This window comes from Amorphus suaedae (assembly GCF_053629675.1).
In genome coordinates this window covers 215,219-234,661 of the sequence record NZ_JBRJIT010000003.1, presented here as the reverse complement: position 1 = coordinate 234,661, position 19,443 = coordinate 215,219, and the positions used below count along the sequence as shown (strand labels likewise).

General features: G+C 68.6%; 21 protein-coding genes. 12 read left to right on the top strand and 9 right to left on the bottom strand.

What is annotated here, in order from left to right; genetic code table 11:
* Positions 1-32 precede the first annotated feature (32 nt).
* The 3 genes from AB7M35_RS22520 to AB7M35_RS22510 are packed head-to-tail and all read left to right on the top strand — an operon-like array spanning position 33 to position 2,480.
* Complete coding sequence (locus AB7M35_RS22520; RefSeq protein WP_453962969.1) at positions 33-1,022, top strand: branched-chain amino acid ABC transporter permease; 990 nt, start codon at positions 33-35, stop codon at positions 1,020-1,022.
* Entirely contained in the window at positions 1,019-1,771 is a 753-nt protein-coding gene (locus AB7M35_RS22515) for an ABC transporter ATP-binding protein (protein ID WP_453962821.1), read from the top strand. Before AB7M35_RS22520 ends, AB7M35_RS22515 begins: the two co-directional genes overlap by 4 nt.
* Complete coding sequence (locus AB7M35_RS22510; RefSeq protein WP_453962820.1) at positions 1,764-2,480, top strand: ABC transporter ATP-binding protein; 717 nt, start codon at positions 1,764-1,766, stop codon at positions 2,478-2,480. Before AB7M35_RS22515 ends, AB7M35_RS22510 begins: the two co-directional genes overlap by 8 nt.
* Positions 2,481-2,527: 47 nt before the next feature.
* Here AB7M35_RS22510 and AB7M35_RS22505 read toward each other — a convergent pair whose 3' ends face one another.
* From AB7M35_RS22505 to AB7M35_RS22495, 3 genes are all read right to left on the bottom strand, one after another.
* Positions 2,528-3,499 carry a PDR/VanB family oxidoreductase gene (locus AB7M35_RS22505; RefSeq protein WP_453962819.1) on the bottom strand — a complete coding sequence of 324 codons (972 nt, stop codon included), beginning with the start codon at positions 3,497-3,499 and terminating at the stop codon, positions 2,528-2,530.
* Between the two features lie 127 nt (positions 3,500-3,626).
* On the bottom strand, positions 3,627-4,370 hold the full coding sequence (locus AB7M35_RS22500; protein WP_453962818.1) for a GntR family transcriptional regulator: 744 nt from the start codon (positions 4,368-4,370) through the stop codon (positions 3,627-3,629).
* Positions 4,371-4,373: 3 nt separating this feature from the next.
* Positions 4,374-5,426, bottom strand: a complete 1,053-nt coding sequence (locus AB7M35_RS22495; protein ID WP_453962817.1) for an aromatic ring-hydroxylating dioxygenase subunit alpha — start codon at positions 5,424-5,426, stop codon at positions 4,374-4,376.
* 179 nt (positions 5,427-5,605) lie between these two features.
* On the opposite strand from AB7M35_RS22495, the gene AB7M35_RS22490 reads away from it, so the two are divergent.
* Positions 5,606-6,709 (top strand): cobalamin-independent methionine synthase II family protein, encoded by a 1,104-nt coding sequence (locus AB7M35_RS22490; protein WP_453962816.1) that lies wholly within the window; start codon positions 5,606-5,608, stop codon positions 6,707-6,709.
* Positions 6,710-6,817: 108 nt separating this feature from the next.
* Here AB7M35_RS22490 and AB7M35_RS22485 read toward each other — a convergent pair whose 3' ends face one another.
* Both AB7M35_RS22485 and AB7M35_RS22480 read right to left on the bottom strand, forming a co-directional pair.
* Positions 6,818-7,300 (bottom strand): MgtC/SapB family protein, encoded by a 483-nt coding sequence (locus AB7M35_RS22485; RefSeq protein WP_453962815.1) that lies wholly within the window; start codon positions 7,298-7,300, stop codon positions 6,818-6,820.
* A 144-nt stretch (positions 7,301-7,444) separates the two neighbouring features.
* Positions 7,445-8,020: an NADPH-dependent FMN reductase gene (locus AB7M35_RS22480; RefSeq protein WP_453962814.1), complete on the bottom strand. Its 576-nt coding sequence runs from the start codon at positions 8,018-8,020 to the stop codon at positions 7,445-7,447.
* 398 nt (positions 8,021-8,418) lie between these two features.
* Here AB7M35_RS22480 and AB7M35_RS22475 point away from each other — a divergent pair, with 398 nt between their 5' ends.
* The gene (locus tag AB7M35_RS22475; protein ID WP_453962813.1) at positions 8,419-8,610 is read left to right on the top strand and encodes a PLDc N-terminal domain-containing protein; all 192 of its coding nucleotides are present in this window, start codon (positions 8,419-8,421) and stop codon (positions 8,608-8,610) included.
* 255 nt (positions 8,611-8,865) lie between these two features.
* Positions 8,866-9,891 (top strand): sodium:calcium antiporter, encoded by a 1,026-nt coding sequence (locus tag AB7M35_RS22470; RefSeq protein ID WP_453962812.1) that lies wholly within the window; start codon positions 8,866-8,868, stop codon positions 9,889-9,891.
* Positions 9,892-9,894: 3 nt separating this feature from the next.
* On the opposite strand, the gene AB7M35_RS22465 is transcribed toward AB7M35_RS22470, so the two are convergent.
* A complete protein-coding gene (locus tag AB7M35_RS22465) occupies positions 9,895-10,986 on the bottom strand; it encodes an AI-2E family transporter (protein WP_453962811.1) in 1,092 nt (363 codons plus the stop codon).
* Positions 10,987-11,327: 341 nt separating this feature from the next.
* Here AB7M35_RS22465 and AB7M35_RS22460 point away from each other — a divergent pair, with 341 nt between their 5' ends.
* From AB7M35_RS22460 to AB7M35_RS22450, 3 genes are all read left to right on the top strand, one after another.
* Entirely contained in the window at positions 11,328-11,699 is a 372-nt protein-coding gene (locus AB7M35_RS22460) for a YrhK family protein (protein ID WP_453962810.1), read from the top strand.
* A 28-nt stretch (positions 11,700-11,727) separates the two neighbouring features.
* Entirely contained in the window at positions 11,728-12,321 is a 594-nt protein-coding gene (locus AB7M35_RS22455) for a DedA family protein (protein ID WP_453962809.1), read from the top strand.
* Between the two features lie 97 nt (positions 12,322-12,418).
* Complete coding sequence (locus tag AB7M35_RS22450) at positions 12,419-12,904, top strand: GFA family protein (RefSeq protein WP_453962808.1); 486 nt, start codon at positions 12,419-12,421, stop codon at positions 12,902-12,904.
* 160 nt (positions 12,905-13,064) lie between these two features.
* On the opposite strand, the gene AB7M35_RS22445 is transcribed toward AB7M35_RS22450, so the two are convergent.
* Positions 13,065-13,865, bottom strand: coding sequence for a response regulator (locus tag AB7M35_RS22445; RefSeq protein WP_453962807.1), 801 nt, complete (start codon positions 13,863-13,865; stop codon positions 13,065-13,067).
* 260 nt (positions 13,866-14,125) lie between these two features.
* Between AB7M35_RS22445 and AB7M35_RS22440 the strand changes: the two genes are divergently transcribed.
* Positions 14,126-14,350: a NepR family anti-sigma factor gene (locus AB7M35_RS22440; RefSeq protein WP_453962806.1), complete on the top strand. Its 225-nt coding sequence runs from the start codon at positions 14,126-14,128 to the stop codon at positions 14,348-14,350.
* Entirely contained in the window at positions 14,347-14,934 is a 588-nt protein-coding gene (locus tag AB7M35_RS22435; RefSeq protein ID WP_453962805.1) for a sigma-70 family RNA polymerase sigma factor, read from the top strand. The genes AB7M35_RS22440 and AB7M35_RS22435 overlap by 4 nt, the downstream gene beginning before the upstream one ends.
* Before the next feature lie 210 nt (positions 14,935-15,144).
* On the opposite strand, the gene AB7M35_RS22430 is transcribed toward AB7M35_RS22435, so the two are convergent.
* Complete coding sequence (locus AB7M35_RS22430) at positions 15,145-15,627, bottom strand: hypothetical protein (RefSeq protein WP_453962804.1); 483 nt, start codon at positions 15,625-15,627, stop codon at positions 15,145-15,147.
* A gap of 169 nt (positions 15,628-15,796) precedes the next feature.
* On the opposite strand from AB7M35_RS22430, the gene AB7M35_RS22425 reads away from it, so the two are divergent.
* On the top strand, positions 15,797-16,876 hold the full coding sequence (locus AB7M35_RS22425) for a glycosyl hydrolase family 8 (RefSeq protein WP_453962803.1): 1,080 nt from the start codon (positions 15,797-15,799) through the stop codon (positions 16,874-16,876).
* A gap of 72 nt (positions 16,877-16,948) precedes the next feature.
* Here the strand turns inward: AB7M35_RS22425 and AB7M35_RS22420 are convergent, their stop codons facing one another.
* Entirely contained in the window at positions 16,949-19,222 is a 2,274-nt protein-coding gene (locus AB7M35_RS22420) for a diguanylate cyclase (protein WP_453962802.1), read from the bottom strand.
* Between the last annotated feature and the right edge of the window lie 221 nt (positions 19,223-19,443).

Below are 19,443 nucleotides of genomic sequence, written 5' to 3'. Positions count from 1 at the left end.
CGCCGGACACCAGCGCCCGGCGCAGCGACGCCGTGCGCCTGATCGCGCGGGGCAGCGCCTGGAACCCGCTGGAGATCGTCTTCTGGCTGGCGGCGCTGGCCACGATCTTCCTGCTGCCGAAGAGCTACCTGCTGCTCAACGACATCGCCATCCTGGCGCTGTTCGCGCTGTCGCTCGACCTGCTGCTCGGCTACGCCGGCATCCTGTCGCTGGGGCACGCCGCCTTCTTCGGGCTCGGCGCCTATGCGGCGGGGCTGTTCTCGCTGCATGTGTCGGCGGAGCCGGTGACCGGCCTGGTCGTGGCGGGGCTGGTGGCCGGGGTTCTGGGCTTCCTGTCCAGCTTCCTGGTCCTGCGCGGCTCCGACCTGACCCGCCTGATGATCACTCTCGGCGTGGCCCTCATGCTGATGGAGGCGGCCAACCAGTGGCGGTCGCTGACCGGCGGCGCCGATGGCCTCACCGGCATGGTCATGGGTCCGATCCTGGGCATGTTCGAGTTCGATTTGTGGGGCCGGACCGCCTACATCTACTCGCTCACCACGCTGTTCGTGCTCTTCCTCATCGCCCGTCGGCTGGTGCGCACGCCCTTCGGCCTGTCGCTGAAGGCGGTGAAGGGCAACCCGACCCGGGCGACTGCGGTGGGCGTGTCCAACAACCGCCGCCTCATCGCCGTCTACACGATCGCCGCCGTCTATGCCGGCATCGCCGGCGCGCTGCTGGCGCAGACGTCCCAGTTCGTGTCGCTGGATGTGCTGGCCTTCCAGCGCTCCGCCGACGGGCTGCTGGTTCTCGTCATCGGCGGCACCGGCTACCTCTACGGCGGGCTCATCGGCGCGGTGATCTTCAAGATCATGCACGACACGATCTCCACCATCACGCCCCAGTACTGGCTGTTCTGGCTCGGCCTGCTGCTGGTCATCATCGTGATGGTCGGCCGCGAGCGGATCTTTGCCGGCCCGCGCCGGGCGGTGACCTGGATCGGTGACCGAACCGCGCGCCTCATGCGGAGGAACGGGCGATGACCGTCATTCTCGAAACCGTCTCGCTGGTGCGCAACTTCGGCGGCCTGGTCGCCACCAACGATGTCACCATGACGCTCGAGCAGGGCGCCCGTCATGCCCTGATTGGGCCCAACGGCGCCGGCAAGACCACCTTCGTCAATCTGCTCACGGGCGCCCTGAAACCCACTTCCGGGCGCATCCTGCTGGAAGGCGTCGACATCACCCGCGAGCCCGCCCACCGCCGCGTCGGCCGCGGCATGGCCCGCACCTTCCAGATCAACCAGCTCTTCCCCGACCTCACGCCGCTGGAAACCGTGACGTTCGCGGTGCTCGAACGGCGCGGCAGCGGCATCGATGCCATCCGCTCCGTGGCGAGCCATGCCGAGGCGATCGACGAGGCGGCGGATATCCTGGAGCGCTTCCGGCTCGCCGACGTGATGGGCTGGAAGACGTCCGACATGCCCTATGGCAAGCAGCGGCTTCTGGAGATCGCCGTGGCGATTGCCGCGAAGCCGAAGGTGCTGCTGCTCGACGAGCCCGCCGCCGGCGTGCCCGAGGGTGAGCGGCACGAGATCCTCGACATGGTCAACGGCCTGCCGAAGTCCGTCGCCGTGCTGCTGATCGAGCACGACATGGACCTGGTCTTCTCGTTCGCCGAGCGGATCTCGGTCCTCGTCAACGGCGCCTTGCTGGTCGAGGGCACCACCCAGGAAGTGGGCGACGACCCGCGCGTGCGCACCGCCTATCTCGGGGAGGACGCCGATGCCTGAACTTCTCCGGGTCGAAAATCTCGTCGCCGGCTACGGCGCGGCCGTGGTGCTCACCGGCATTTCGCTGAGCCTGCAGGAGGGCGAGTCGCTGGCGCTGCTCGGCCGCAACGGCACCGGTAAGACGACGCTGATCAACAGCCTCGTCGGGGTGACGACGTTCAAGTCGGGAAAGATCGTCTTCGACGGCAAGGAGATCCAGCGCACGCCCATCGAGCGCCGGGCCGAGCTGGGCATCGGCTGGGTGCCGCAGGAGCGCAACATCTTCCGCTCCCTCACCGTGGAGGAGAACCTCACGGCGACCGCGCGGCCGGGCACCTGGACGCTGGACCGTGTCTACGACCTGTTCCCGCGCCTTGCCGAGCGCAAGTCCAACCTCGGCAACCAGCTGTCGGGCGGCGAACAGCAGATGCTCGCGGTGGCCCGTGCGCTGATGCTGAACCCGCGGCTGCTGTTGCTCGACGAGCCGCTGGAGGGGCTCGCCCCGATCATCGTCGACGAGCTGATGGGGGTCTTCCACAAGGTGGTGCGTGAAGAGGGCCTGTCGGCGATCATCGTCGAGCAGAAGGCCCGCAAGATCCTCATGGAAACCGACCGGGCGATCATGCTCGACCGCGGCACCATTGTGCACGAGAGCACCAGCGCCGATCTACTCGCCGACGAGGCGGCCCTGTCGAACCACCTCGGCGTCACCCAGAAAAAGAGCGCCTGAACCCGGCTACGCCGGATCGTGCCGGGGAAGGCGGCCCCGACTTCGACTCAGCTCAGGCGGTAGCCCGTGTCGATGACCGCGCGGCCGCCGACGAGCCGGGAGACGCAGGCGCACATCGTCTTGTTGGCGTGCTTCTCCTCGTCGGAGAGGAAGACGTCCCGGTGGTCGATGCGGCCGTCGAGGTCGACGATGTCGACGGCGCAGAGGCCGCATTCGCCGCGGCGGCAGTCCGACACCATGTCGACGCCGGCCTCCGTCAGCGCGTCCAGCAGCGACTGTTCCGGCTTCACGTCGACGGTGAGGTCGCGGTTCAGGATCTCCACCCGGAACGGCAGCTCCGGTTCGGCGCCGGAATCCCCGAACACCTCGTAGCGCAGCCGGGTCGGCTTGCGGCCGCTGGCCTCCCAGAGCCGCTTGGTCTCGGTCAGCATCGGCAGCGGACCGCAGATGTAGAGCTCGCCGTCGGGCGAGAGCGCGTCGATCTCGGCGGCGAGATCGATGCGTCGGCCCTCGTCGGCGACGAAGAACTCGGCACGCTCGCCGAGCAGCGCGCGAATGTCGGCCTCGAAGGCGAGCTGGTCGCGCTGATGGACGCCGTAGACCAGGCGCACCGGCTCGGGGCGCCGTGCCAGCGCCTCCGCCATGCCGAGGATCGGAGTGATGCCGATGCCGCCCGCGACCAGCAGGTAGTCGGGCGCGCGCCAGGACAGCTCGAACCGGTTGACCGGCAGCGTGAGGCGCACCGCCGCGCCTTCCTCAAGCGTCCACATGAAGCTGGATCCGCCCCGGCTCGCCGCGTGCCGTTTCACCGCGATGCGGATCCGGCCGGCCGGGCAGGGCAGGCAGCTGTAGCAGCGTTCGGCCCGCGCCGTTCCCACCGTCACCGCAACGGTGATGTGGGAGCCCGGCTGCAGCGACGGCACGCCGCCGTCGAGGGCGAACTCGATCAGCCGGACATCGGCTGCGATGGTCTCGGCCCGGACGACGTGCGCGTCCCGCCACTCGTTGCGACCTTTCATGACGTCGTTCTCCCGTCGCGAGCGTGCGCCTGCCGGCATGGGCCGGCCAGCTCTGGCGCCGCTTCATCTCTTGTTCCGCAGCCGGTCCCTGGCCGTCCGGTATCCCGGCGGCCGGAAGCGGCGCCCGTCAGCCCTGCACCAGGAACAGGCCGGGCACCTTCTTCATCAGTTTCCGGTTCTCGATGACGTAGTCGAGGTTCTGCCGCGCCAGCCGCGCGTGCTCGCGCGCCAGCGCCTCGGCGCGGCCGCCTTCGCGCATCTCGATGGCGTTCAGGATCGCCCGGTGATGCGCCTGGCCGATCACCAGCGAGGCACGGCACTGCGGGATCTCCGCCTGGGCCTCGATGAACGCGCTCGGCCCGGCGAACGGCAGGCTCATCACCCGGTCCAGCTCGCGGCGGACCATCTCGCTGCCGCAGAGGCTCTTCAGCGCCTCGTGGAACTCCTGGTTCCGCGCGATGTAGGCCTGGAAATCGAAGTCCTCCAGCGGAACGCCCACGATCAGGTCGAGCTCCACCATCAGGGCGTTCAGCGTGGCGAGCCGGGCCGGCGCGACGCCGCGCTCGGCGGCCAGGCGGGCGGCGGTGCCCTCCAACACGCCGCGCAGCTCGATGGCGTCGGCGATGTCGGCCTCGGTGAACGACCGGACCGCGTAGCCGCCGGACGGGATCATCTCCAGGATCCCTTCCTGCTCCAGCCGCGCCAGGGCGGCCCGCACCGGCGTGCGCGACAGGCCGAGCTGTTCGGAGATGGTGATCTCCGACAGGCGCTCGCCCGGCAGCACCTCGCCGGAGAACACCAGGTCGCGGATCCCGAGGATGGCCTTCACGGACTGGGAGGCGCTTCGCTCGGCGATGGGTCTGATGGCCATTGTCTACTCCGCAGCCACCCCGATCTGCGGGGCCGTTTCCTCGGCGATCATCCGGTCGATCAGCTTGCGGGCCCACATCGATCCGGCGTCGATGTTGAGATTGTAGAACACGTGGTCGGGATTCTCCTCAATGGCCTTCTGCTGGGCTTCGAGAATGAGTTCGTCCTCGCGGAAGATGGTGGCCACGCCCTCGCGGAGCTGGTGGGTGCGGGCCTGGTTCTTGAGGTCGTAGTTGCGCGAGAACGCCCAGAAATAGAGGCAGGTGTCCTCGGTGGCCGGCGTGATCGTGTTGAGCACGAAGCCGTTGACCCCCTGCGACCGGTCGCCCTCGGGCGCCCCGGTGCCGGCCGGCGCCACGCCCACATCGATGGCGATGGTCGCCGGCGCCTCGAAGTTGATGATCTGCCAGCGATCGACGTTGCCGGGCTTGCCCAGCTGGCCGCGCCAGAACGGCGGCGGCTCCACGTCGCGCATCCAGCGCGTCACCGTCGCGGTGCGGTCGGTGTGGGTGGTGGCGAACGGGGATTCGGCGACGGCCCGGTTGCCGATCGACGAGCCGTGGACGTAGGTCTCGTGGGTCAGGTCCATCAGGTTGTCGAGGACGAGGCGGTAGTTGCAGGCGACCTCGATCATCTTGCCGTCGGCGGCCCAGTCCGGATGGTCGTTCCAGTGCAGGTCGGGCACCAGCGCCGGATCGGCGAGCGCCGGGTCGCCGGGCCAGATCCAGACGAACCGGTGGCGCTCGACGATCGGGTAGCGCTTCACGCAGGCCGACGGATTGATGGTCTCCTGGGAGGGCATGTATACACAGCGGCCGGTGTCGTCGAATTCCAGTCCGTGATAGCCGCAGACGACGTGGTCACCGTGTAGTTCGCCCTTGGAGAGCGGCAGCAGCCGATGCCAGCAGGCGTCCGCCAGCGCGCAGGCCGACCCGTCCTGCTTTCGGTACAGAACCACGGGGTTTCCGCAGATCTTGCGGGAGACGAGCTCGCGCTTGACCTCGACGTCCCAGGCGGCGGCGTACCACGCGTTGAGCGGAAAGGAGCGATCGGACATGATGACCTCCCTAAGGTCGTCGTTCTTGGTATCCGGATTGTATACAGGTTGACCTCCGCGAGCGCAACGCCGATAACGCCATGCATACGTGGCGTCAGCGAGCGCCGCGCTGAAGCGATGGGTCGGGCCCGCGCGGTCCGCGCGCTGTTTCACCGAACCGACCAGCAAGGGAGGACTTCATGACGAATGCCCCGTTCCGCGCCGACGAAGTCGGCAGCCTGCTCCGCCCGAAGGAACTCAAGGACGCCCGCGCCGCCCGCGAGGCCGGCAAGCTCGACGCCGCCGGCCTGAAGGCCGTGGAAGACAGCTGCATCCGCGATGCCGTCGCGCACCAGGAGCGTGTCGGCCTGAAGGCGGTCACCGACGGCGAGTTCCGCCGCTCCTGGTGGCACTTCGACTTTCTCGCCGGCCTGGAAGGCGTCGACCTCGTCAAGGGCGAGAAGACCATCCAGTTCACCGGCATCCAGACCCGCTCGGAAAGCCTGGCCATCAACGGCAAGGTCGATTTCGGCGACCACTACATGCTCGACCACTTCCGCTTCCTGAAGGAAGTGGCCACGGTCACCCCGAAGATGACCATTCCGGCGCCGTCGGTCCTGCACTTCCGCGGCGGACGCAAGTCGATCTCCAAGGACGTCTATCCGGATCTCGACGCCTTCTTCGCCGACACCGCCGAGGCCTACGCCAAGTGCGTGCGCGCCTTCTACGAGGCCGGCTGCCGCTATCTGCAGTTCGACGACACCGTGTGGGCCTATCTGTGCTCGGAGAAGGAGATGCAGGCGGCGCGCGAGCGCGGTGACGATCCGGAGGGTCTGCAGCAGATCTACGCCGACATGATCAACCATGCGCTGGCCGCCAAGCCGGCCGACATGACGATCACCACCCACGTCTGCCGCGGCAACTTCCGCTCCAGCTGGATCTCCGAGGGCGGCTACGAGCCGGTGGCCGAGACGCTGCTCTCCAAGATCAACTACGACGGCTACTTCCTCGAGTACGATTCCGACCGTGCCGGCGGCTTCGAGCCGCTCCGCTTCCTGCCGAAGGGCGACAAGCGCGTAGTGCTCGGCCTGATCACCTCGAAGTCCGGCGACCTGGAGAGCCATGACGACGTGATGGCCCGCATCGAGGAAGCGCAGAAGTACGCCCCGCTCGACCAGTTCTGCCTCAGCCCCCAGTGCGGCTTTGCCTCCACCGAGGAAGGCAACATCCTCACCGAGGAGCAGCAGTGGAAGAAGCTGGAGTTCATCGTCGACATCGCCAAGGAAGTCTGGGGCGAGATCTGACCCACGGACGTCGCCGCCCGGCACGAGGCCGGCGGCGCATCTGACGCCTTGCAGCGCCGGCCCGATCGGGCCGGCGTTTGCGTTTCAGCCTTGCGCGGCCGCCGGTCGCTACTGCCGCATTCGCCAGACCAGCTTGTCGAGGAAGCGCAGTGCGACGATCACCACCAAGCCGATGGCGCCGGCGATCAGGGCGATGACCACGTAGCCGAGCCCGCAGGCGCTGCCGAGCGCCCCCGCCAGCCAGAGGCCCGCGCCGGTCGTCAGTCCGCGCACGACGCCGCCCGCCCGGATGATCGAGCCGGCGGCGAGGAACGCGACGCCAGCGGTCACCGCCTCGAGCACGCGGATGGGATCGATGCGCACCCGCTCCGGATCCGGAAGCGGCAGATGCAGTACCTCCAGCATCAGGATGGAGAACACCGCCGCCGCCAGCGCCACCAGCATGTGGGTCCGGAGGCCGGCCGAATGCTGCTCCAGCTCGCGGTCGAAGCCGATCGCTCCGCCGACGAGGGCGGCGCAGGCAAGCCGCGCGGTGATCACCCAGACGGGAATGGCCGTCGGCTCGATGAAGGGAACGGGGCCGGTTTCCATGCTTGCCTCTGCCGTCCGGATGCTCCGCTTTTCCTGCCGAAACGGGGAGCGGATCTGCCGTCTCGTCGGCCGGATTATGGCGCCGGACTCCCGCCCCCGATCAATCCCTCTTTGCGCCTTCCGGCACGAGGTGCCTGCCGACGGTCAGAACGGCGTGCCCGCCTTCTCCCGATGGGCCTTCGCGGCGTTGGCCCACCAGTCGAGCTCGTCGAGGAACCCGGCGGACGCCTTGACGAGATAGTCGGCCTTCGGGCTGCCGTCTTCCGCAAGCGCGTCGGAGATGCCGGGGACGGCCAGCATGGTCGAGATCGACACCATGCCGAGTTCGCCCAGCACCGGGCGGAGCTGCACCGCGGCGCGCACGCCGCCGAACCGTCCGGCGGAATAGCTCAGGATCGCAGCCGGCCGGAAGAACCACTCCTGCAGGTAATGGTCGAGCAGGTTCTTCAGCGCCGGCGGGATGCCGTGGTTGTACTCGCCGGTGACCATCACGAAGCCGTCGGCCCGTTCGATGAGCTGGCCCAGCGCCTCCATCTTCGCGGGGGCCTCCCCATCGGGGTACTCGGCGCGTCGGCGGTCCAGGAGCGGAAGGTCGACCTCCAGCGGGTCGACGAGCTTCGCTTCATGCCCGCGCGCCTCGATTTCCCGGCAGATGTAGCGGGCCGCTCGAATGCCCTGTCGTTCGGTGCGGACGGAGCCGTAGATGACGGGGTAAAGCAACGTCGTGCCTCCATGGATTGCGGGTGGGGCCGGCGACGGATGGCGCGGGCGTGGTGAGCGTCGAACGCCGGAATGTGGCCGTCGTTCCGGCGATGGTACCTGCGAACGGATGGCGCGCGGCCCTCAATCCGCAGGACGGCTGACGATTCCGGCGTCGAAAACGTTCAGGGACCAGGGAACCGCAAAACCTTGGGCAGCGTTTTCCTCTTACGGTTGGGGTCAGGATTGAGTTTTCGCGTTTCCGGGTGGATGGATGTCTCTCGACAGCCGCAGCCTGGCGTGGCCCGCATTCCCCTCCGTTTCGTCAAGCCGGCCGCCCCTCGCGGCCCAGATCAACCGCTTGGAAAAGCGATGCCGGCCGGGTCACCGGCTCGGCAGTTCAAAAGGAGAACCTGCGGATGGGTCCCGAATTCGGCGGCATACTCGGCCTTATCATCCTGGCCTTCGATATTTACGCCATCGTCAAGATCATCGGTTCCGGCGCGTCGACCGGCGCCAAGGTCCTGTGGATCCTGATCATCCTGTTCCTGCCGGTGATCGGTCTGATCCTCTGGCTCCTGTTCGGCCCGTCCAAGCCGAACCTCAGGTAGCGCACGCGGAACGGCGCAGACCGGCGTCACCGCCGCCTGTCGTTCCGAAGTGTCCGGTGGCGTGTGTTTCGAGATCGGGGCGTTTGCCCCGATCTCTTCGTTTTTGCGCCAGGCCGCGCACGCCGCCGATCTGCCTCTCAATCGGCGGGCAAGGTGATCTGTTGCCGTTGAGGTTTCAGTTGCCTGCCCGACCACGCGTCCCGCCGATCGCTGGCCGGGGCGCCGCACTCCTCTTCACGAAAGCCGCCATCGCTTATGTTCGACCAGCCGCTCGTCGCCCTGATCGCCTTCGTCGCCGCCGGGTCGGTGATCGCCCTCGCCGGCATCTGGATGTCGTCGACGGCCGACAAGATCGCCGACCGGACCGGCTTCGGCGAGGCGCTCGTCGGCGGGGTCCTGCTCGGCGCCAGCACGTCGCTGTCGGGCACCGTGACTTCGGTCACCGCGGCGCTCGACGGCCACGCCGAGCTCGCGGTCGCCAACGCGGTGGGCGGGATCGCGGCACAGACGGTGTTCCTTGCGATCGCCGACGTCGTCTACCGCAAGAGCAACCTGGAACACGCCGCCGCCTCGGAGACCAACCTCATCCAGGGCGCCCTGCTGATCGTGATGCTCGCCCTGCCGGCGATGGCGATGGCCTCCCCCGCCTTCGCGATCTTCGCCGTCCATCCGGTCACGCCGCTGCTGCTCGCGGTCTATCTGTTCGGCCTCCAGCTTTCGCGCAGCGCGCAGGAAGCGCCCATGTGGCGACCGATGCAGACCGACGACACGCACAACGACGTGCCCGACGAACCGGCGGCGGACGACGGGTCGACCCGCGGCCTCTTCCTGCGCTTCGCGCTTCTGATGGTGGTGATGGGCGTCTGCGGCTGGGCGCTGGCGCGGAGCGCGGTGACGATCGCGATGTGGGCCAACATGTCGGAGACGGTGGTCGGAACCTTCTTCACGGCGATCACCACATCGCTGCCGGAACTGGTCACGACGATCGCCGCCGTCCGTCGCGGCGCGCTGCAGCTCGCCGTCGGCGGCATCATCGGCGGCAACACCTTCGACGTGCTGTTCCTGGTGGCGTCGGACGTGGCGTACCGCGACGGCTCGATCTTCCACGCCGTCGGCGAGCGCGCGCTCTTCCTCGTGGTCTGGGCGATCCTGATGACCGGCATCCTGCTCCTCGGCCTCATCCGGCGGGAGCGTCACGGCGTCGGCGGGATCGGCTTCGAGAGCGCGGCGCTGATCACCGTCTTCGCCGGTGGCGTGGTTATGCAGGCCGTCCAGGGTTGAGCCTCACCCTTCGGCGCTTGCCGGCCCGGTGCGGAAGTAGGTTTCGTTCAGGACCGTCATCAGGATCGCGGTGATCGGCGTCGCCAGCGCAACGCCCATGATGCCGAACAGCGTTCCCATCACCAGCTGGGCGGTCAGCACGACCGCCGGCAGCAGATACACCGTCTTCTGCTGGACGATGGGGGTCAGCAGATAGCTCTCCACCGTCTGGATGATCACGTAGAGGCCCAGAACCCAGACCGCCAGCTGCCAGCTTTCCGACAGGGCGACCAGCCCCATCGCCAGTCCCCCGGCAAGCGGCCCGAGGAACGGCACGAAGGCGGCCAGGCCGGCGAAGACGGCCAGCAGAAGCGCCATGGGCACGCCCAGGATCAGCAGCCCCGCATAGCTCAGCAGGCCGACGATCAGCATCGAGATTCCCTTGCCGATCAGCCAGCGCTGCAGGACCGTTCCGGTTTCCGACAGGATGCGTCGCAGCGTCCTCCGCTTGCCCTTCGGTGCGAAGCCCACCAGTCCGGAGACGTAGGCGTCGGGAGAGGCGGCCAAGTAGATCCCCACCACCGCAACCACGATGGCGCTCCCGAACACGCCGAGAACGCTGGAGAGCGCCTTGGTCGCGCTGCTCAGGAGGCCGCTCGGTGCCGGCAGGACCTCCTTCAGCTTGATGTCGGCGTCCTCTCCCTCGGTGGACAGGCCGACCGCGGTCAGGTTGTCGCGCAGTCGCTCAAGCCCCGACTGAGCCTCGGTGCCCAGCCCGCTCACCTGTTCGGTGAGTGTCGGGCCGGCGAACACCGAGGCCGTCACGATCGCCCCGGAGATGGCCAAGACCGCGACGGCCAGCCCGATCCAGCGCGGAATGCCGAGCGGCCGGGTGATCCCGTTGGCGGCGGCGTCCAGAACGATGCCCACCATCACCGCGCACAGGATCAGGATGAGGACCGAGGCCAGCTTCCACACAGCCAGTCCGGCCAGCAGAACGCCGGCGATGATCAGGGTGGCATGGATCAGGCCGCGCCAGTCGTAGAGCACGTCGGTCTGATCGTCCCCGGCGGGGTCGTGGGGATGCGGGTCCTGTGTGCCTGGGCGATCGATCATGGTGGCCGAAGGTGTCCTTCTCGGATCTCGTGGGGTGTCGCGTTCGGGCCCATCTGCCCGAACGGAACGGCTGTGAGGTGGTGAAACCAACGTCGCCGGCTTCCGGCAGAAGTCGAGTACTGGTGTGGCCGAAGGTCGGTGCCCGCTCGGGCGCGCGGCCCGTCACCGACGCGGACTGCGAAGCGCACATGCGCTGCCGTGTTGCCCTGAGCTCTCCGTTGGCCAACGTTCTCGCGCGTGGGTTGTTCCGCGTGCCGGGGCGCCCCCGTTGGGGAATGCTGGAACCGATCCGTGTACGCGGCATTTCCGAAGCGGGAGTCCCGCATCAAGGAGCCCGACCAATGACCAATCTGTCGACCAGCACATCGAACATGTTCAACGCATCCCGGTTCGACGCCAGCAGGGCCCACCGGGCGGTCTATCGCCGCTACGAGATCGCCTACACGTCCATCGACCTTGTCGCGGGCGTGGCCTTTCTCGTGGGCTCGGTGCTGTTCTTCTGGAAAGCAACCGAGACCGCTGCGATCTGGCTCTTCGTGGCCGGCAGCCTGTTCTTCGTGCTGCGGCCCGTTGCCCGCATCAGCCGCGAGCTGGAACTGGCGCGCCTGCCGCTGCCGGAGGACGACCCGGCGAAGCAGCCCGGGGCGGAAGACAAGACGCACGGCGCGTCTCCAACCAGCCGAACCGGCTCCGGCCAGCCGGTTGCGTCGTGAGGCGGGACCGGACCAGGGCGCATTCATCGTGAGCGACTTCATCCGCACCCTCGTCGTGGAGTGGGGACCGGCCGGGGTCGCGTTCCTGATGTTCCTGGAGAACGTGTTTCCGCCGATCCCGTCCGAACTCATCCTTCCCCTCGCCGGCTATGCCGCCGGGCGCGGTGCCGGGTCGCTTCCGCTGCTGATACTCGGCGGGGTTTTCGGCTCGGTCGTCGGCACCTGTCTCTGGTTCGTGGCGGGTCTGTGGCTCGGCAAGGCCGGGCTGAAGGCCTTCGCGTCCCGGCGCGGCCGCTGGCTGACGCTGGCGCCGCGCGATGTCGATGCGGCCGATGCCTGGTTCGACCGGCATGGCGGCAAGACCGTCCTTCTGGGGCGTCTTCTCCCGGCGGTGCGGACGCTGATCTCCGTGCCGGCCGCCGTTTCGGGCATGTCCTGGCCCCGTTTCCTTCTCTACACCTCGATCGGCACCACCATCTGGTCCACGGCCCTGGCATGTGCCGGCTTCTGGCTGGGCAACAATTACGGTCTGGTCGCTGAGTGGCTGGCGCCGGTCTCGACGGGGATCGTCGTCCTGCTGGTCGCTGGCTATCTCTACCGGGTGGTGACCTTCGAACCCTGATCCGCTGCCCGTCCCGGCCGTCGATGGCACTTCCGCGGTCCCGAGGGCGCAGCTATGCTGGCGGGATGCCGACAGGGCGGCGTGAGCGGGAACTCCGATGGCCGACGATCTCAGTGGGGGCTGTGCCTGCGGGGCGGTTCGCTACCGCCTTCTGTCACCCCCGATGTTCGTGCACTGCTGCCACTGCCGGGACTGCCAGCGCCAGGTGGGCAGCGCGTTCGTCATCAACGGCTTGATCGAGACCGACCGGATCGATCTCGTCTCCGGCGAGCTGGAAGCCATCGCGTTGCCGACGGACAGCGGACGTCCCCACGACGTCTACCGGTGCGCCGTCTGCCGGACCGCCATGTGGAGCGACTACGGTCGCCGGCCGTATCTGCGCTTCGTCCGGCTCTGCACCCTCGACACGGTACCGGCCAACGGTCCGGACGTGCACATCTACACCCGCTCGACGCTGCCGTGGGTCGGCTTGCCCGCGGATGCGCGGGTGTTCGACGAGTATTACGACATGCCGTCCGAGTGGCCTGCGGAAGCGCTCGCGCGACGGCAGGCGGCCTCCGATGCCAGCAAGGCGGCCGGCTGAGCAGGACACACCACCGGCGTCCATCCGGGCCGGCGGGACGAGGGCTTTCAATTCCGATCATTCGCCGCGGGGAGGATCCGCGATCTGATAGCCCGAACGCAAAACTGCGCCCGATGGGGCGCAGCTTGACGTGTCGGCTCTGCCTGAGCGGAAGGTGGTTCTAGCTTGCGGCGGCGACGGCGCGCGGCTTGCCCGCGCGGGTATCGAAGAACAGCGCCTGGCTGATCACCGCCTTCACGACCTCCGGCTCGAAGGGCTTGGTCACCAGGAAGGCCGGCTCCGGCCGCTCGCCGGTCAGCAGGCGCTCCGGGTACGCGGTGATGAAGATCACCGGCACGTCGATTTCCTGAAGGAGCTCGTTGACCGCCTCCAGGCCCGAGCTGCCGTCGGCGAGCTGGATGTCCGCCAGGATCATGCCCGGGTTGGTCCGGCGCGCCAGGGCGGCGGCCTCGGTGTGGGTGCGGGCGATGCCGGCCACCTCGTGGCCGAGGCCTTCGACCAGCACCTCGATGTCCATCGCGATCAGCGGCTCGTCCTCGATGATCATCACCGACGTGGCGACCTGCGTGGCGATCTCGCGGCCCGCCTCGTCGAGGAGCGCGGAGACGCCGTTGTCGTCCGTGCCGAGGATGGTCGCGGCCTGGGCGACCGAAAATCCTTCGACCGTCGTCAGCAAGAACGCCTGCCGGGCCCGCGGCGTCATCGCCTCGAGATTGCGCTCGTGCGGAAGGTCGGACGTGTCGACGTGACGGTTGATGTCAATCGAATCCCAGATGCCGAGGAGGACGCGGTAGACCGCGACGCGCGGCTCGAGGTCCTCGTCGAACAGGCTTGGCTCGGCAATGATCGCCTCGAGGCAGGCGGCGACGTAGGCGTCGCCTCCGGTCTGGCTGCCCGTGAGGGCGCGAGCGAACCGCCGCAGGTACGGAAGATGCGGCGCAATTGCCATGGCAATCGACATAAAGATAACCCCCTTCAAAGACTGCGAGGGAACACAGTCATCGTGCACAACTGGACCCAAACGCCGGACGCGCCGGATGGTTCCGGATTGGCGCCGAAAAATTTTCGTCTCGCCGGAACCCGCCACGCGCGACTGCGTTAGACTAAGCCAAAGCCGGCTATGATCCGAGGGGCGCGATCGGAAAATTTGGCGGCAAAGGCGCGGTGGGGCAGACGAGCGATTTTGGCAGGCAAGTGTTGAGAAAAAAGGATGACAGTCACGTGGCGGACGATACGCCGACCAATCCCATGATGGAGCCGGCATCCGACAGCCCGGGAATGGAGCCGCAGCTGCAGGCCCAGATCGGCCGCAAGCTGAAGGCGATGTACGATTCGTATCTGAGCGAGCCGATCCCTGACCGGCTCGTGTCTTTGCTTGAGCAGCTGGATTCGCTGCCTTCGGCCCGCGATGGCACCAAGCCCGGAAATGAGGGGCGCGAGTCATGAGCGCGGACAAGGACGCCCCGGCGAAGGAAATGAACCCGCGCAAGGAATTGCTTCAGCACATTCCGAACCTGCGCGCGTTCGCCCTGTCGCTGACCGGCAACGCCGACCAGGCGGACGATCTCGTGCAGGAAGCGCTGATGAAGGCGTGGACCTCGCTCGAGCGGTTCCAGCCGGGCACCAACATGCGGGCGTGGCTTTTCACCATTCTCCGCAATGCCTTCTACTCGGAGTTCCGCAAGAAGCGGCGCGAGGTGGAGGATGCGGACGGGGTGATGGCGTCGAAGCTCTCCAGCCATCCCGAGCAGTTCGGGCACATGGACCTGGACGATTTCCGCCGGGTGCTGGAGACGCTGCCGTCCGACCAGAAGGAAGCCCTCGTCCTCATCGGCGCGTCGGGCTTCTCCTACGAGGAGGCCGCCGAGATCTGCGGCTGCGCCGTCGGCACGGTGAAAAGCCGCGTCAACCGGGCCCGCACCCGCCTCGCCCAGCTCCTGTCGGTGGATTCGGTCGCCGACTACGGTCCCGACGCCATCGCGTCGCCGATCATCACCAACATCCAGTCCAAGGGCCGTTCGGTCGCCTGACCGGACCGGTTACGGGAGCCTCCCACTCAGCCCCCTCGACTGACACGCGCACTGACCGTCTGACAGCCTGACGCGCACGCCGGACCCGTCACGCCGGTCCGGATATCCTGCAAGCCTCTGATTGAATTGAGCATTTACCGGAACGCGCAGCCGCGCGCAGCCTTTTGCGCGTTGCTGCGCGATTCCGCGCTTTCCTGCGCGTTTCTGCGCTCAGCGCGCAAGGTGCGCGTGGCCGGCGGCCGCCAGCCGTGCGCGATCGGCGTAGGAGAACACCCCGTCCCGATCGACCTCGATCAGGGCGTCGGCGATCTTATCGTAATACGCCGACAGCGCCGCCGTGTGGGCGCCCTCCCGCGCCGGGATCACCTTCCGGGCGTGGCCTCGCCTGAGGCGCCGGGCAAGCCACACCGCCGGACCGCGGGCGTCCTCCGCCACCAGCACGAGATCGGCCCGGACGATCGCGGCAGAGGCCGCGAGGGCGTCCCGCAGGGGGCGTTCCGTCTGGCCGTATGTGAGCTCGGTCACCGTGCCGCGACTGCCCGCTACCAGCGAGACGTCGCCGGCGAGCGCTTCGCCGATGGCCACCAGGCGGAGGGGGCGGGCGGAGGCGTGCCGGCGGGCGGCGCCCGCATCGTCGCGGCGCCGCGTCAGGCCGGGAAATCCAGCCGGTCGCGGCTGGCGTAGGGTGGTCATTCCGATCTCGTCAGTCGTTCATCAACGTCCGATGCCCGAGAGATGGGAACCGCCGTCCGCACCGGCAAGCCTGCCGGGCGAGGCGGGCCTATCGAAACCCGCCGACATCGTCCACGATGGCTCCCGGCCGCGTCGGCCCCGAACCACTGCCAGTGAGAGTTTGCTCGGAATGCGGCCAAGGCTGCTGGCCCTCATAAGCTGCGTCGTCTGCGCCCTCGCGGTCCCCTCGGGGGCCGAGGCGCAGCTCGACATCGCGGCGCTGAGGACCAACTCGATCACGGCCGACGAATGGAACGCCTACCGCTCGGCGTTCATGAAGCCGTCCGGCCGGGTGGTCGACTTCGAGAACGGCATGGTGTCCCACAGCGAGGGGCAGGGCTACGGGATGCTGCTGGCGGTCGAGGCCGGGGCGCGCGACGATTTCGCGCTGATCTGGGGTTTCGCCCGCGACGAGATGCGGATGCCGTCGGCGCCGCTGTTCTACTGGAAATGGAACCCCTTCACCGTCCCGCCCATCGAGGACCGCAACGATGCCTCCGACGGCGACATCTTCATTGCCTGGGCGCTGCTGCTGGCCGGGCTGAAGTGGGAGGAGCGGGGCTACGTCGACGAATCCGCCGCCATCATCCGCGTTGTCGCCCAGAACCTGATCTACCGCCGCCGCGAGGCGACGCTGCTGAAGCCGGGCCTGAAGGGGTTCAGCGAGGAGGAGCAGCGCGACGGGCCGGTGGTGAACCTCTCCTACTGGATCTACCCGGCCTTTCCCTACTTCAACCTGGTGCTGCCCGACGGCATGTGGCGGGCGCTGATCGAATCCGGGCTCGGGCTGACGCTCGCCTCGGCCTCCGGCCGCTACATGCTGCCCTCCAACTGGACCTCGGTCGCCGACCCGCAGCGGCCGCAGCCGGCCAACGCCTTTCCGCCGCTGTCGAGCTACGACGCCGTGCGCATCCCGCTCTACCTGCTGTTCAGCGGCGTGGTCCCGCGCGAGCAGCTGATGCCGTTCGACCGGGCCTGGAACGGCCCCGGCGCCGACGGGCCGGCGGTCATCAACGTGCGTACCGGCGCCGTCCTCGGGCCGATGAACGAGCCCGGCTACAAGGCGGTCGCCGCGCTGGTGTCGTGCGCCCTGCACGGCACCCGGATGCCGGACGAGCTGATCCGGTTCCGCACCACCACCTACTTCGCCTCGACCCTGCACCTGATGGTGCTGTCGGTGATGCGGCGGCACTTTCCGGGCTGTCTCTAGCGTCTGGCGGCCTTCCCGTCCGCGCCTGACCGGCGAGGATCCGGGGACCGGCCGGTTCCCCCGTCGGCAGGGCTAGCCTTCCGACTTCGACGCGTCGGCGGGTTTGGCGGCCTTGCCCGCGTCGGCAGGTCCCGGCAGGACCGGCTGTTCGGGCGACTGCGACGGCACGCCCGGCGCTCCGCTCACGCGGTCGCGGCCTTCGTGCTTGGCGGTCGACAGCGCCGCCTCCACCGCCGCGAGCACGGCCTCCTCGGTCGCCCCGTCCTCGGGGAACGTGGCGACGCCCATGGAGACCGAGATGCGCGGCAGCGCGACGCCGCGATAGAAGTAGTTGTGGTCGCCGATCCGGCTGCGCAGGATGTCGCACCGGCGCATGGCATCCACCTTGGTGGCGGCGACCATGACCACCAGGAAGTCCTGGCCGCCATAGCGGCTGCAGACGTCCTCGTAGCGGAAGAAGTGGTCGATCAGCCCGGCCATCTCGCGGATCACCGTGTCGCCCGCCTCAAAGCCGAACTCGTCGTTGATCATCTTGAAGCGGTCGATGTCGATGCGCACCAGCGTCACCGGCTGGTGGGTGCGGCGGGCGCGCGAGACCTCCTTGGCGACGACATCGTCGGCGAAGCGCCGGTTGTGCAGGCCGGTGAGCGCATCGCGGATCGTCAGCTTCCGCAGCGCGCCGCGCAGGCGGACGTTGTAGAGGGCGATGCCGATGGACGCCGCCGCCGTCTCGATGGTCGAGATCGCCCGGCTGGCGTCCTTGCCGACCATCTCGTACGGCATTTCCGACAGGTCGACGGAGATGACGCCGCGCGCCTCGCCCTGCACCAGGATCGGCGCGCACACCACGTCGAGGGCCGGATCCTCGATGTGGCGGCAGCGCGGGTTGCCGAAGCCGTCGCGGCCGGAGCGATGCGGGTTGCCGAGGCGCAGGCCCCAGCACTTGTCCGGCGTGAAGCTCTCTTGGAAGGCGCTCCTGTCGCCCCACTGGGCGACGGTCTCCAGCTCGCTGCGCGGTTCGGCGAACAGGGCGAGCGAGCCGCAGGTGCCGGGGAAGAGGTCGTGCATGCGGGCGCGCAGGATGCTGGCGCTCTCCTCGACGTCTTCGCTCGCCTGGATGAGGGTGACGATCTCGCGCAGCCGGGTCTCCTGCTCGAAGCGGCGCTCGACCGTCTCGGCGCGCGCCTCGGCCCGTTCGGTCATCACGTTGAGGTCGCGGGTCCGCTCGCGCACGCGGACCTCCAGGTCGTCCCGGGCCTCCTCGATGGCGACGCGGTAGCGCTCGGTCTCCTGCTCGCGGGCGTCGAGGTTGGCGGCCATCTGGTCGAACGCCGCACCGAGGGTGACGAGCTCCCGGGCGCCGCCGATGTCGCCGGCCCGCGCGCTGCGGTCGCCCGAGCCGAGCTTCTCGGCGGTTCTCACCAGGGACCGGGCGGGCCGGCGCACGAAGTAGGAGGCGATGGCGAGGCCGATGAGGAGGGCGAGCACCACGACGGCGGCGAGGCCGGCGAACACCCACCAGGCGACCCGGGCCGTCCGCGCCTCGAGGATCGTCCGGGGGACGCCGACGGACAGGCGGAGGAGATCTCCGGCCACCGCGATCTGCTGGTTGGACCACACGCGGTCGACGCCGTCGACGAACGGGGCGTCGACGGTCCCCTGGATCCGGCTGCCGACCTGACCGCCGGGGTCGGGGATCTGGGCCAGCACCAGCCCGTCGTTGGAGGAGAGGATCACGACGCTTTCCGGCAGCGCATAGCCGCTGCGGGCCTTGGCGAGCACGACGCCGAGGTCGATCTGGGCACCCACAGTGCCGGCGAACGCGTCGTCGGCGCCGCGCCATCCCAGCGAGACCGGGATCCGGGGGCGGCGCTGCGCGTCGAGCCGTGCCCCGCCCAGATAGAGCTGTCCGCCGAGGCTGAGCGTCTGGAAGGCATCGGACGACGCGACGGAGGTGCCGCGCAGGGCGGCGTCGGCGGCGCAGACGATGGCGCCGCTGGAGTCGGTCACGAAGAAGCCGGTGAGGGTGCCCTCGCCGTTCTCCAGTTCGGCCGCGACGGCCTGGCAGCCGGCCACGTCGCCGCGCTCGACGAGCGGCGTCAGAGCGCGGCGGGCGAGCCGCATGAACAGCTGCGCGTCGGTGATTTCCGCCGAGATGCCGTTGGACATGGCCCGGGCCTCGGTCTGCAGATACTGCTGCGTCTGGGCCGTCTCGGAGCGCTGGATCTCGTAGATGAACGCCGCGACGATCAGGATCGTCGGGGCGAGAAAGAGGAAGAGGTTGCCCAGAAGTATCGCGACGATACTCGGCCGCCTGCTGGTTTTCGGCTTCGACGTGTGCGCCATCCGGACGTGCGTTCCCCGTGCCCCGTTCGCGTCCGGCCTTCGCGGCCGGCCTCGGTCGCTCAAAGCCGCGAGCGGTACATATTGCAGTAGCACAGCGTGGCGCGAAGCGGGACCGGGCGCAAGCCGCACGTCTTCATGGAAAATACAGGCCAGGCGTGTCGCCGGTGGTCAGTCCAGAGGTGGGGGCCGGGGGCTGGGAGCGGGAGGTTGCGGGAGCTCGG